The organism is Cohnella boryungensis, assembly GCF_042651945.1.
In the GTDB taxonomy this organism is placed as follows: domain Bacteria; phylum Bacillota; class Bacilli; order Paenibacillales; family Paenibacillaceae; genus Cohnella; species Cohnella boryungensis.
The window spans coordinates 190,628-204,610 of record NZ_JBHSED010000013.1; the positions used below are offsets into that span (position 1 = coordinate 190,628).

Annotated in this window: 10 protein-coding genes and 1 riboswitch; all 10 genes read right to left on the minus strand. The window is 58.8% G+C overall.

The genetic code is table 11. The features are described 5' to 3' along the window. Positions 1 to 70 precede the first annotated feature (70 nt). A complete protein-coding gene (locus ACFO1S_RS08645; RefSeq protein ID WP_378126604.1) occupies positions 71 to 886 on the minus strand; it encodes an HAD-IIA family hydrolase in 816 nt (271 codons plus the stop codon). Positions 887 to 1,106: 220 nt separating this feature from the next. Beyond that, positions 1,107 to 6,575 carry a glycerophosphodiester phosphodiesterase family protein gene (locus ACFO1S_RS08650; RefSeq protein ID WP_204602757.1) on the minus strand — a complete coding sequence of 1,823 codons (5,469 nt, stop codon included), beginning with the start codon at positions 6,573 to 6,575 and terminating at the stop codon, positions 1,107 to 1,109. A gap of 252 nt (positions 6,576 to 6,827) precedes the next feature. Beyond that, complete coding sequence (locus ACFO1S_RS08655) at positions 6,828 to 7,391, minus strand: glycerol-3-phosphate responsive antiterminator (protein WP_204602756.1); 564 nt, start codon at positions 7,389 to 7,391, stop codon at positions 6,828 to 6,830. A 163-nt stretch (positions 7,392 to 7,554) separates the two neighbouring features. Beyond that, entirely contained in the window at positions 7,555 to 8,805 is a 1,251-nt protein-coding gene (locus tag ACFO1S_RS08660; protein WP_378126607.1) for a serine hydroxymethyltransferase, read from the minus strand. Between the two features lie 33 nt (positions 8,806 to 8,838). Then, positions 8,839 to 9,432: a TIGR01440 family protein gene (locus ACFO1S_RS08665; RefSeq protein ID WP_204602755.1), complete on the minus strand. Its 594-nt coding sequence runs from the start codon at positions 9,430 to 9,432 to the stop codon at positions 8,839 to 8,841. Positions 9,433 to 9,603: 171 nt separating this feature from the next. Next, positions 9,604 to 9,685: riboswitch (ZMP/ZTP riboswitch) on the minus strand. A 44-nt stretch (positions 9,686 to 9,729) separates the two neighbouring features. Next, entirely contained in the window at positions 9,730 to 10,320 is a 591-nt protein-coding gene (locus tag ACFO1S_RS08670) for a low molecular weight protein arginine phosphatase (protein WP_204602754.1), read from the minus strand. A gap of 31 nt (positions 10,321 to 10,351) precedes the next feature. Beyond that, the gene (locus ACFO1S_RS08675; protein ID WP_204602913.1) at positions 10,352 to 10,912 is read right to left on the minus strand and encodes a manganese efflux pump MntP; all 561 of its coding nucleotides are present in this window, start codon (positions 10,910 to 10,912) and stop codon (positions 10,352 to 10,354) included. Between the two features lie 129 nt (positions 10,913 to 11,041). Beyond that, positions 11,042 to 12,136: an L-threonylcarbamoyladenylate synthase gene (locus ACFO1S_RS08680; protein WP_204602753.1), complete on the minus strand. Its 1,095-nt coding sequence runs from the start codon at positions 12,134 to 12,136 to the stop codon at positions 11,042 to 11,044. Between the two features lie 69 nt (positions 12,137 to 12,205). Continuing rightward, positions 12,206 to 12,880: a stage II sporulation protein R gene (locus ACFO1S_RS08685; protein WP_204602752.1), complete on the minus strand. Its 675-nt coding sequence runs from the start codon at positions 12,878 to 12,880 to the stop codon at positions 12,206 to 12,208. A gap of 191 nt (positions 12,881 to 13,071) precedes the next feature. Then, positions 13,072 to 13,977, minus strand: coding sequence for a peptide chain release factor N(5)-glutamine methyltransferase (prmC, locus tag ACFO1S_RS08690; protein ID WP_204602751.1), 906 nt, complete (start codon positions 13,975 to 13,977; stop codon positions 13,072 to 13,074). Positions 13,978 to 13,983: the final 6 nt, after the last annotated feature.

A 13,983-nucleotide genomic window follows, 5' to 3' on the forward strand; every position in this document is an offset into this window, starting at 1 on the left:
CCCGATCACAAGTCCCTTTGACTTTAACCGCTCCGCGTCCTCGCACGATTAGAGCAGTGTCATTGGGCGGTTAATTCGGCCGGGCTCCGTCATCCGCCCGGGCCAGCTTCACGAACTGCTCCAGCGAGCGCCACACGTAATCCGCCTGAATCGAAGATCGGACGGCGTCTTCCTCGGAGGCGACACCCGTCAGCACGAGCGCGGTCCGAAAGCCGTTGGCCTCCCCGAACAGAATGTCCGTCTCCAGCCGATCCCCGATCATCAGGCACCGTTCCCTCGACAACCCGCTCCATTCGAGCACTTTGGCCGCATAGAACGAAGACGGCTTGCCGATAACAGCCGAAGGCTCAACGCAGCTGGCTGCTTCAATCGCCTTGACCATCGACCACGTATCCGGGATGACGTCGCCGGGAACCGGACAATTCGGATCGGGGTTGGCCGCGACCAGCTTCGCTCCGAGCCGTACCGCCTTCATCGCCCGGTGGAGCCTGACATAGTCGAAATGCATGTCCATGCCGACAAGCACGTGAGTCGCCTCCTCCGGCAGCTCCGTCATGCCGACCTCGCATTCCCGCAGCTCTTCGGCGAAGGCAGGCTCTCCTACGACGAGAACGATCGGCTTCGGCTCCAATTCGCTCATGTAGACGGCCGCGACGTATGCGGCGGTCACGATCTCGTGCAGCTCAGTCGTCAAGCCCAACCGCCATAGACGGGCCTGGCACTCCTTGCGCGTACGGATCGTCGTGTTAGTCAGAAACCTCACTTGCTTTCCCGCGTTCCGCAGCAGTCCGATCGTCTCTTGGACTCCGGGAAGCAGTCGCTCTCCGAGAAAGACGGTGCCATCCAGATCGAAAAAATACCCCTCATACTTCATTACATCCGGCAAATGGCTTGCAGCTCCCTTTCCGAGAAACGCAAAAACCCCTTTACGCACCGGAGCGGAAAACGGTTGCCCCAAAAAAGCGGATGGCCGTCTTGCGTCCGGTGAATAAAAGGGTTTTCTCCTCGTCTCGTACCCTTATATTAGGTTGTTCGACTTCATGAACATTGTAACAGCCGATTGTTATCCGATCGTTAAGCCGAAGTCAAGGCTGTGTAATACCTGCTTAATCGAGAAGACCGGCTTTGACCAGGAACCGCTTAAGCATGACTGCCGCTTGAGCCCGCGTAGCGGTGCCTTCCGCTTCAAGCAAACCTCCCGAGGTCCCGTTCATCAGCCCCGCGCCCACGGCCGCCGCAATGTCCGACCGCGCCCAGCCGAGGCTTGCCGCGTCTTTGAACGGGGCAAGCAGGCGCGTTTGCTCGGATTCCGAGACTTTCGTCTCGATTCCCGAATAAGCCAGAGCCCTCATCAGCATGACCGCCTGTTCCTGCCGCGTTATCGTCCTCTCCGGACGGAACGTTCCGTCGCTTTGACCGGTCAGAAGACCGGCCGCCGCCGCCGCGTTCACGTCTCCGGCATACCAGGCATCGGCAGGAACATCCCGGAATCCGGAGCCTTCCGAATCCGCAGTCAGTCCCAGCGCCCGGGCAAGAAGCGTGGCGAATTCCGCGCGGGAGATGCTGCGATTGGCGTCGAACCGCTTCTCGCTTACGCCCTTGATCAAGAACAGGCTTGCAAGTTGCTCAACGTCCGTCCGGGCCCAATGCCCGACCAGGTCGTCGAAGCTTTTGCCGCTTTCGACGATCGCGAAGACATGATTGCCCTCCCGATTGAACAGAGCCGTCGTTATGCCGTTCGCCAAGGCGAATGCAGTCGGAACGAAGCGGATTTGCTGCGATGGCGACGCTAGCTGTACCCCCGTTGCTTTCGCCGGGTCTAAGCTGCCGGCCGCGACGATGGAAGCCGTGCCTTTTGCAGCCGGAACCGATTTCCCGTTGCTCCCCACCGCCGCAACCTCGAAGCGATACACGTCGGACGCCAGCTTGCCGCCTGCCGCGCCAATGGCGCTGCGGACCGCCTCGAGCTCGCTTCCGCTCAGCTTCTTAAGCGTGAAACGGATGGATACCTCGTTCTCGTCTACGCCCATTTGACGCGCCCATTCTTGGATGTTCATTGCCGATACCGGATAGCGGTAAGCGGCGTTGCCCGCTTCAATGACAAGCGTTTTGCCATTCGCGCCAGTTCCGAGCGGCAGCGCGCCAGCCGCTATCTCCACAGTATCTGCGGCGGAGGAAACGATGACCGTCGATGCGGAAGCGAAGGCTTGCTTTAACGCTTCGGCATCCACTTGTCCACCCGTCGATGCAAGCGAAGCCGTATCGGATTCCAAGCCGCCGTTGCTGCCGTTGCTTCCTCCCGACCCGGAGCCGGAACCATTTCCGTTGCCGGAGCCCCCGCCATTGCCGTTCCCGCTGTCGCCGCCCTCGCGCTTGACCTCGATGGTCAGCGGCTGCGTATACAGATCGTATTTATTCGTCTCGTCCATCGAGGCGGTATAGCGCAGCAGAGCATGTGCCGTTCCCGGCTTTACGGCCGTAACGGAATTGCCGTTTACCTGCACGACATCTTGTCCGTCCAGCAGCACGATGACCGGCGTTACAGCCTTTGTCGCCTGCGCGTAACCCGCAGGAGCGCCATCGTCGATCACCTCGTCCCTACCGAATAGCTGCGCGGTCGCCGACAGGGCCAGCGTCTCTCCCTGCTTCATCGAATATTCGCTCTTGTCGGCCTGAAGCGAATACGCCCAATCCTTGGACCAAGCGGCGTAATCGGTCGTGATGGCATAGGCGCCATACCCGAAAAACGTCTTGTATGCATTCAAATCGTTGATTGTCCACGGAGATACGATAATGCCACGGTGCTTCGTCGCTTCGAAATACTTTTTACCCATATCGAAGTATCCCGGATTATAGGTCGCATTCAGAGATTGGGTCATTCTCTGCGTGTCCCTCAGCGCCTTGTTGACGTTGGCTTCGGTCGGAAAGCCGTTCGCCAGCAGACCGATCGGCATTTCCGGCATGAGCTCGGCGAACCGCTTTAGCTGGTCCGGCAGAAATGCCATCACATTCATGACATCTTCGGCGTCCTTCTCCTTAATCAACCGCACCAAGACGTCGACCGCCCGCGGATTGGTCGTTTTGATCTCGGCGTAGATCATGACCCCCCGTTCGCGCGCCAAATCGATCTGCTCGTCCAGCGTCGGAATTCTCAGCTCCCCGTACTGCGGGTATCGGCCGCTTACGTTGGCGTTCAACTGCTTCAACTCGGCCAGCGTATAATCTTCCACGTTTCCGCGGCCGTTCGTCGTATTCTGAAGCACCGAATCGTGAATGATGACGAGTCTGTCGTCCTTCGTTACATAGATGTCGTTCTCGATAAAATCGGCGCCATAGTCGATCGACAGCTTATTGCTCTCGATTGTATTTTCCGGAGCCTCCGAAGGAATGCCCCGATGCCCGATGATGTAAGGCTTGCGTATGAGCGTCGTTTCGTTCGAATACAGCTTCAAGGCGTCGTACGCCGTCTTCGGCGAATCGGTGACGATGCCGTTGACCTCTGCCGTAATCAGCTTATGCATGGCCAAGCTCTTGCCCTTCGAATCTGCGGACTGCTTCGCCCAAGTTACGATAAGCCGTTGCTGCAAATAGGTCACGTTCTCAAGCGTAGCCGCATTCTCCGGCAGAATCGCGATTTTGGCCAAAGCGGTCGTTGTCTGGCGGCGAATATCGAGCAAGCGCTCCTTCGTGATGCCCGGCATGCGGCTGAAATCGACGATTCCCCGCAGCATCGGATAAGCCTGCCGCGCGCGCTTCACCAATTCCCCATCGCTCGCGAGCACGAATGCATCCTCAATCTCGTTCGTTAGCGCATATTCGGCCAGACGATCGGCCGCTTGCGCGGTTTTCACCTCGAACGCGGGAATCATCCTCGTCCCGATCGCCGCAAGCGCGGCATCCAACGTGCCGATCCGAAGAAGCCCCGTAGAATCGGTCCAGTTCAGCTCATCGTCCACATGAAGGACGACCGTCGCCGGCAGGGCGTCTGCATTCAAGCCGGCCAACTGCTCGGCACTTTCGATGTCAGTGACAATGGAAGGCGCCATCGAGATTTTCGTCGTCGGCTCGGATACGGTCACGAACCGATCCGCTGGCATGGGAGGAAGAGGCTCCTGCAGCAGCGTCACGCGAACATTGTCCACCTTCATTTTGCTGCCGTTGGCCTGCAATCCGATTCTCCCTTTGGCATATGCGGACGCAGCGTCCGTGTTCACGACCAACCGATTGTCGATCAGCTCCTGCACGCGGTTGCCGTAGGCTTTCACCGTATACCGGTACATTTTCCCCGCATCGATCGCTTCCGAATGCGAGCCTCGGTCCATGACGTTCCAGGCGTTCCCCGGCGTTCTCTCCGCGAATTCGACTCCGTTAGCCGAGGCTGCGTCTTTACGTACAGCCATCTGATAATACGGAAAGTTATTGTTCTGGATGCGATACATGATGGAATGCCATCTTGCGGCATCGTTCGCAGCCAGATGAGTAACGTCGGCCTCGATTTTATAATCGCCGAACAGGCCCAGATATTCCGGCAGCAACACCCGGGAAGGATTGTCCGGCGATGCGCTGGCGTTCATCTCGAACGCACCGGACTTGACCGCGGCTGCGGCCGGCGTCGCGCCTTCGATTCTCGTCCACCCCGCCGGCATCGATCCGTCCGCCGCCGCGTCGAAATTCTCCTCATACAGCACGTATTCGGCGTCTCCCGCATCCTTCGCGACTACGAGCAGCGTCAGCGTCGCATTGTCTTTTCGAACGGTTACCGTATGGACGCCCTTGCGCAGCGCCTCCATTTGGCCGTTCGAGAACTCCAGAGCGTCGGTGTCTGGCACCCACTCCAGCTGATCGCCGGAGAGGGTCCCGGACGTGAAGTCGCTAAGCTCCGTTTGAAAGGCAAGCTTGGCCAAGTCGACCGACTTGCCGGTTTCGGCCAACTCGTATCCCGTTCCATGCTTCAGCGCAACCACCTGCGCTCCCGTCGCCGAAGGCGCAACGGCAACGGCTGCGGTCGCTTCCGCATTAGCGTATACCGCCTTGATCGTCGCGTTGCCCGCCTGAACCGGATAGGCTTGATTGTTCATGATCTTAATCACGGTATCGTCGCTGGAATAGAGCTTGAGCTGGCCGGGATCAACCGGCTCCGCCAGTCCGTCCGAATAATACACGGCACCCGTGACGCTCATAGGCCCTGTTAATGCTTCCACCGAGGACGGAACCGACAAGTCCAGCCGATCGGCCGTAATGCGCGTCACCTTCAGATTGTCGAACGATACTTTGCTCTGATCGGCCTGGAAGCCAACCTTGCCGCGCTCCAGCAAGTTCGCCGTCAAGCTTTTATCCAGGAGCAGCGTATAATCCGGATCGGATTTCGCTTTGATGTATTCCTTCACGTTATTGCCGAATACCCGCACCTTCATCGTATAGTCGCCATTCAGGTCGAGAGGCCTCCATTCCCCATTCTCCATGACGACCCAATTGTTGTCGGGCTTCCGATAAGCAAGCTCGAAGGTCCCTCTTTGGCGAATCGCCATCTGGTTATAGGGCTGGCTCCCCTGCGAAGAGCCGCGGAACATCACAGAGGCCCAACGGCCCGAATCCAGGACGCTCTCGAACCGTACGTCGGCTTCGATGGCGTAGTTGTCCCATTGAACGGGCGCCACGACACGGGCCTGCTTGCCTGAAGAGCTGCCGCTGAACGTCAGCCTTCCATTCCCGTATGTATCCTGCGTAACGCTGAATGGCGCGCTGCCCGAATTAACGCTGGAAATCCAGCCATACGGCAGGGAGCCGTCCGCCGTCCCGTCGAAGGACTCCTCCAGCAGAACGGAATTCGTTGCAGCCGTTTGCGGATCGGTATCGGCAAGCACGAGCGTTCCGTATCCTCTCGTATCGTTCCAGAACGAGGTCGTCCCGTTCGCGCTCCAGAAGCTCGACCTCGCTTGGGACGCGTCTTCCCCGAAGCGATCCGTCGCCCCGATCTCGAAGCCAAGCTGCTTCGTCAGTTGGGGATCCATATTCAGCATATCCCACGGCACCGCCGCCTCCAGCGTCCAGCCGTCGCCCGTCGAATGAATCGCCCGCAAAATCCGCTTCTCGTCCTTGGCGCTATGATTGTTGAGCGCTGCGCCGAAATGAAACTTCGGCGTCGAAGAGGACGGATCGAATACGAACCCGACCTGCATGTCATCGTCGGCGAAAGGAGCGGAACGATGAAGCGTCGGATCGAAAAAGAAATTGATATTGTCCTGTTCAAACCAGTAGCCGGCCTTGTCGGAGGCAGGCGTCGTATCCGCCACCTTAACGCCTACGTACAAGTATTGGTTGTCCCATAGCAAGCCGAACGCCGGCGCTTGCCCGGGAGCGCCTCCGACGTGAACGCCCATCGTCTGGTCGAGATGCCATACCGCATCGTCGAGCAAGCCGTCGATGACCGGCGCATGCAGCGTTTTCCTCACCTCAAGCGTTTTCCCTCCATCAGCCTGCGCGCTCGCGCGGGAGGCTAACGGAAAGCTAAAAAACATACTGCTGAGCAAGGTAATCATCATGACGTAAGAGAACAGCTTTGTTGCTCGTTTCATGGTTTTCTTCCTCTCCTGTTAGTAATGAGCCGATGGAAGAGAACGCCAAAAAACCCCTTATCACGCTTAAGAGAGAAGCGTCGCCGCTGGCGACTCTTCCGTCCACACGCACTAAAGGGGTTTTCTCCACGTCTCGTACCCTTGGCTATTCGATTGTTCTCAGACTCTACTATACCGCCCATTTGTTTTTCCAGCGTTAACTGGAAGTGAACGCACGATTAAAGAACATAACCGATCTGCTAGAGTCAAAGACTAGCTCCACAGCTTTCGGTTGCCCATCGACACCGCGCTCGCTCCCGCGCGATGCGCCGTCTCGATCTCCGTCTCGTCCTGAATCAAGCCTCCGGCGATGATCGGAACAGAGACGGTTGCGCGAAGCTCCGCAATTACCCGGGGAATCAGGCCGGGCATGATCTCGACTGCATCCGGCTCGCTCTGCCGGATATTATGGATTCCTTGCTCCAGTGCCGAAGTATCGATAATAAACAGACGCTGGATGGCCAGCATTCCATACTTCTTGGCGTGCTTGACGAAATGGCTTTTCGTCGAGATAATGCCATGCGGCTTTATTCTCTCGGCCACAAACCTCAACGCCACCGGGTCGCCTCCCAAGCCGGCGATGAAATCCACGTGCAGGAACACCGTCTTGCCCGCGCTTTTCGCCCTGGCGACATACTCTTCCGATGTAAACAAATCCCCGATCAGCAGAAACACGACCGGCCAATCGTTGCTCAAGGCGGCCTGCAAATGTTCCGGCTTGCGGACGGCGGCGATTCTCCTCTGCGCTCCAAAGCCAAGCTGCGACACCCGCGACATGTCCGATCCCCTCTCGTCGTTCCGGGACGTCGTTGCCCTTCGTCCTCGTCCTTCCCACCATAGCAGACGATTGTTAGCGACATGTTAACTGGATAGAATCTCGGGTTATAAGCAAAAAAGCCGGAATCCGCCCAAGGCGAATTCCGGCTTTCAGGTGTATTTCTTAATAGCCCAGGTTCGGGTACAACGGATATTGCGCGGTCAGGTCGGCAACCATCTTGCGCGCTTGATCCAGCTTGGCCTCGTCCTTCGGATTGTTCAGCGTCAGGGCGATCACCTTCGCGATTGTCTTCATGGCATTCGTATCCATGCCGCGAGTCGTGACGGCCGGCGTGCCGATCCGAATTCCGCTTGTGATGAACGGGCTGGTCGGATCGAACGGAATCGCGTTCTTATTTACCGTAATCGCTACGGAATCCAGTACGTGCTCGGCTTCCTTGCCGGTAATGTTCAGGCTGCGCGTGTCGATCAGCATCAGGTGGTTATCCGTGCCTCCGGAAACGATGTTCAAGCCTTCCGCGACAAGCGCTTCGGACAACGCTTTGGCATTCGCCACGACATTGCGCGCGTATTCCTTGAAGGAAGGCTCCAGTGCCTCGCCCAGGGCAACGGCCTTGGCTGCGATGATGTGCATCAACGGTCCGCCTTGCGTACCCGGGAATACCGCCTTGTCGATCGCCGCCGCCCATGCCTTGCGGCAAAGGATCAGACCGCCGCGAGGGCCGCGAAGCGTTTTGTGCGTCGTTGTCGTAACGAAGTGCGCGTGCGGCACCGGGCTTGGGTGCTCGCCGCCGGCCACGAGGCCTGCGATGTGCGCCATGTCGACCATGAACAGCGCGCCTACGTCGTTAGCGATTTGGCCGATTTTCTCGAAATCGATCGTGCGCGGATACGCTGAAGCGCCCGCTACGATCAAGCGCGGACGGTGCTTGAACGCCGCTTTGCGCAATTCCTCGTAATCGATTCTGAAGGTTTGGTCGTCTACGCCGTAAGCGACGAAGTTGTACAGCAAGCCGGAAGCATTGGCAGGATTGCCGTGCGTGAGATGGCCGCCGTGGGCGAGATTCATGCCGAGAACCGTATCGCCCGGCTTAAGAACGGCCAGATAGACGGCCAGGTTCGCTTGGGCGCCGGAGTGCGGCTGAACGTTGGCATGCTCCGCACCGAACAATTCCTTCGCGCGGTCGCGGGCGATTTGCTCCGGAATGTCTACATATTCGCAGCCGCCATAGTAGCGTTTGCCCGGATAGCCTTCCGCGTATTTGTTCGTCAGCACGGTTCCCATCGTCTCAAGCACCGCTTCGCTTACGATGTTCTCCGAAGCGATCAATTCAATATTATCGCGCTGACGTTTCAATTCCAGATTAAGAGCTTCGACGATTGCCGGGTCCTGCTTGCGTAAGTTTTCCAACATAATAGCGATTCCTCCCGAGAGTTTGTATTGTTGTTAATCGCAATTCTGCGTATCGGAATGATTCCGATCCTCGCGTGTCGCCTCATAGACGGCTCGGGCGCCCCCGATAAGCCTTGGCCGGGTCGCCGCCATATTGACCCGCGCTTGCCCCACCGAGCGAATCGCCGGCCTCAAGGGGACGGCCACCGGCCGAAGATGCATCCCGATCAGCGTTTCGCCGATATCTATGCCGGCGTGAACCTGAACGGCTTCGACGAGGCACGGCTCCTCCATCTGGCGATATGCGTATGCGGCCATGGAGCCCCCCGCTTTGGGAACGGGAACCGCCGACACTTCCGTCCAGCCTTGGGCTTCGGCGAGACGGCGTTCCGTCACCAGAGCCCGATTCAGATGCTCGCAGCATTGCCAGACGATATGAACGCCCGCTTGTTGGCGCACCCGCTCGATGCCTTCATGAATCTGCTCCGCGATCGCTTCCGCGCCGGAAGACCCAATCCGTTCGCCCCTGACCTCGCTCGTGCTGACGCCCAGCACGACGATCTGCCCCGGGCGAACGCCTCCCGATCGCACAAGCTCCTGCAGCGCGCCTTCCGCTTGATCGGCGATAGAATGAAGCTCCGAAGCCATTTCCCAGCCTCCCAACCCTGAAGTTTGTACTGCGGACAACGTTAAAGGTATTATACCTGAATTGTCCGGGCTCAGTCATCGGGAGAGGATATTTCCCGCCGGACGGATACCAGCGAACGACGGCTTCAAGGGGGAAAAAGACAAAAAAGAGCTAGCGTGCATAAGCACGCTGCTCTTTGCCCAGGCGACCGGCCGTCATTCCGATGCTCCACCGTGGTAGGCTCCACTGTCGTCGCCAGTTACATCGGAATCTTGAAGTTATAGCCCTATCATACCGAACAGACCGCAAAAAAGCAATCATCTATCTCGCGGTTGTTGGTCCCATTTGTCGACAAGCGTCAGCAAAATATCTTCAATCTCATCCGCCGTTCTCTCGTACAGCGACAGCGGCCCCCCGAAGGGATCCCCGATATCGAAATTGGGAATTCTGCGTTGCAGCTCGAACAGGCGAGCCTTCTCCTCATCCGTCAGAGGATGACCCAGAAGCTGCTTCACCTGCCACTCCGAATAAAGCCTCTCCGCCTCGGCTACGTCATCCATCACCGGGTCCCCGCGCAAAGCGTATTCCTTTAACGTGTACGTCTTCGATAGCGCTTCGGGATAACGCTCCAGAATCGCCCTCTTATGTCCCGAGGTCATCGTCAGAATCACATTCGCCCACAGCACCTCATCCGCAGTCAACGCTGTCGACGGGCCGGGCTGCTCCAGCTTGCGTCTGCGGAGCGTCTCTGCCGCATGTGCGGAGATGGGCGTTCCATTCGCCGCCGCTACCCCGGCGGAGCGAATCTCCAGCGGCTTCCCGCTTCGAGCGGCCAGATCCTTCAATATCGCTTCGGCCATCGGACTGCGGCAAGTATTGCCTGTGCAAACGATCAAAACCCGATTCATGGCTTCCTCCTGCATGCTTCGATGTGTAAGCTTATATTAGAAATAATAGACCAAATCCGAATAAAATGACACCGCCCAGCGCTTCCCCGTATCCGCCCAAGTTGCGGCTGGCTCGCCGTCCCAGCATAAGTCCCGACACGCTCATTAATCCGCCGAAAATGCCAAACAGTATAACGGTCATCCACATATGCGAGGAAAACATGCCCAGCGATACTCCAACGGAGAAGGAATCTATGCTGACGCTGAACGAAAACACGAGCATCCCCCACAAGGTCCGGTGGTTAATGGAGTCGACCGATTCCCCGCGCAGCGAGCTGTAGACCATATGCCCGCCCAAGAGAAGCAGCAGCGCTCCGGCAGCGGATGTGGCGATTTCCCCAAGCAGCTCGCCGACATACTGGCCTGTATACATGCCGCCAAGCGGCATCAGCACATGAAAGAGGCCAATCAGGCCGCTTAGCCTAACGATATCGTAGAGCCGCACGCCCTTCAAGCCGATTCCAATCCCCAGCGAGAATGCGTCCATGCCCAACGCGACCGCCATAACCAATATGGTCAGCGCCTGTCCGGTTGCCGCAGACACGTCAACCATCGCTTGTCCCCCTCCCGCACCGAGAGCGTTCGCCGATACGCATCGCTCGGTCATGCGCGACATCTGCCTTTTTCCTCTTCCAGCATATGCGGACAAGGAGGGGTTCATGCAAAGGGGGTCTTGCCGGCCCTAACCGCGCGCGATCATTTCCCGCCCGCCGGCCGCCTTGCGCAAACGATTCATGAGCGCCGCGCCGATTCCGGCTTCCGGATAGCCCTCAGCGACGATATAGGCCATATCGAGCTCGTCGCATCGTCGCAACATCGCGTACAAGGAACGAGCCGCAGATTCCGGTTCGCTTCGCGGTCCGCAATCGAATACGGCAGTGGCCCGATAGAAGGCAGCATGCTCGGAGCACGCGAGAACCGCGACCCGTTTCCCGGCCAGGCTTGCGTCCCGTATCAGCTCCTGAACGGCGGAGAGCATTGGAGCAGCCTCCCCGGTGACAAGCACCATCTCTCCTCTGGGAGCATAATGGGTATATTTGACTCCGGGGGAACGGGGGGCATCCGCCCCGCCCGTCGCCTCTGTTCCTGCGCTAGCTTCCGTCGCCTCCGAAGACTCCGACTGCGCCACACTCGCCCCGATCTCCTTGACCGCGCGGCGCAGCTGCTCCTCCGTAATGCCTCCCGGCCGCAAAATAAAAATCTCCCTGCCCCGCACGCGAACCACTGTAGACTCCAGGCCGACCCCTGTCGCTCCGCCGTCCAGCACGCCGTCTATCCGTCCATCAAGATCTTCCCTGACATGCGCGGCGCATGTCGGGCTCGGGCGGCCGGAGCGGTTGGCGCTGGGCGCGGCAATGGGGCAGCCCGAACGCTCAATTAGTTCCCTCGCCAACTCGTGGCCCGGGACCCTTACGGCTACCGTATCCAACCCGGCCGTAACCAGCGGCGATACCGCACCCTCCCGCACCGGAACCACCAGCGTCAGCGGGCCCGGCCAGAAGGCCTTCATCAACGCCGACTCTACGTCGTTGACTTCCCGGGCCAACGCCCCGATATCTTCGCTTCGCGCCAGATGAACGATAAGCGGGTTGTCGGACGGACGGCCCTTGGCCGCGAAGATCCGCTGCACCGCCTCCGTGCTTCTCGCATCCCCGCCCAGACCGTATACGGTCTCTGTCGGGAAAGCAACAACGCCGCCTGCGGCCAGAGCCGCGGCGGCTTCCTCGATCTGGGTCCGCGCTTGCTCCGCCGGCCAGTATTTCGTATCGCATCTCATCGTTCGTTCATCCTTATCGATTGCCTTGTCCCTGCAAAGCCTTGTTTTGTTGCTATTATAGCATATCGATTAAGAGAACAAGGAAGCGATGAAGGAGAATAGCTGCTGGAGCAGCTCCCACAAAAAAAACTTCGCTTTCGGCGCTTCCTCCGCACCTGCCTGCGTGCCGGAGGCTTCGGCTGAGGACGCAGACTTCACGGCGTTCCCCGAAGCCTTGTCTTCCTTCGCGGTGGCAGCGGTCAGGCACAGCGGCGGAAACAGCACGCACCACCAGTTCGCGCCCGATCCGTCTCCGAGAGTAATGCGAAGCGCTTCGTAGTTCCCTGCCTCGTACACCGCATCCTCGAAGGACTTTTCCGGGAACGGCACGACGCCCAGCTCTGCAACTCCTTCGTAAGGCGCTTTGAGCTCATTCAGCTTCTTATCGACTAGTCTCTGAATTCGGGGCAGACGGGACTCGATCAGCTCGTACGCTTCGTCATGCGTCTCCGGCATGCCTCCCCATGTCCGAATATACGCGGCGATCTGGGCGCGTACTTTATTTTTCACGGCTTGATCCTCGGCGCTGTCGGAATTCGCGATAATTCGTATCCGGATCGCATCCTCAGGGATAGGCTCTCCGGCGCTGGCATTGACGTAACGTCCGCTTAGCGAGATCAGGATAAACCCCGATAGAATGGCAATAATCATGGCTTTGGCAATCAGACGGCAAAAGGATAAATGAAGAAAAGGGCTCATACGCATAGTTCCCGCTCCTTGTCGCACCCGTCGGTGCAGCGCTATGCGTTCCGGAACGTCTTAGCCTCATTATGTCCGGATTTCAAATCTATAAACCTTCTCTATTCATTTCCATGAATCGTCTGATAGAAAATTCCCGCAGAAATAGAAAAAACCGCCCCTCTCCCGAAGGAAGGTGCGGTCAGGCTGTCGCCTTCTTACTTTACAGCTACGACGTGGCGGTCTATGCCTGCATAATCCTTCACGAAGCGCACGTCTCCCCAGTCGGCAACAGCTCGCAGCAGCTCCGCCGCTTCCGGGGCTTGCCCCGCTCCAACCTCCCATGCGACAATACGCGGCAGCCGGGGGAGCAGCGGCAATTGTCCCGCCATCGCCCGGTACGGATCTAAGCCGTCGTCTCCGCCGTCAAGCGCAAGCCGGGGCTCGTGGTCCCGCACCTCTCGCTGCAGACCGGGAATGTCCGCCGAGGGAATGTAGGGCGGATTGGATACAAGCACGTCGACGGCAAGCTCATGGCTTGATCCCCGCAGGAAGGGCGACAGCAGATCTCCTTGAATGAAAGCTATTCGGGCGTCCGCCCCGTGACTCTGGGCATTGCTTCGAGCCACTTGAAGCGCCTCGTCCGACAGATCGGAAGCGACCACCTGCCAATCAGGCCGTTCCGCCGCGAGGGTAACCGCAAGCGCGCCGCTACCGGTTCCGACGTCCAGCACGACCGGCGCAGAGTTGCCGCTTCCCGGCCATATGCGATCCGCAGCCTCCAGCACCGCCTCCGCCAGCAGCTCCGTTTCCGGGCGCGGGATAAGCACGGCTTCCGTCACCTTGAAGGCTCGGCCATAGAAGTATTGCTCCCCGATAACGTACTGCACCGGGATGCCCGACGCCCGTCGCGCCAGCAGCGCCTGCCAGTCCTCCGACTTGCCCGCAGGAAAGGCCTCGCGCCAATCGCGAAGCAGAGCCGACTTGCCGATGCCAAGCAAATAAAGAAGAAGAAGCTCCGCATCCGCGTTCGCTTCCTCCACCCCGGCTTGCCGCAATTGCGCCGCTCCCCGGCGCCAAAGCTCGCCCAGCGAGCCGACGCCGGTCTCACGTTCTACACTCACGCCAAG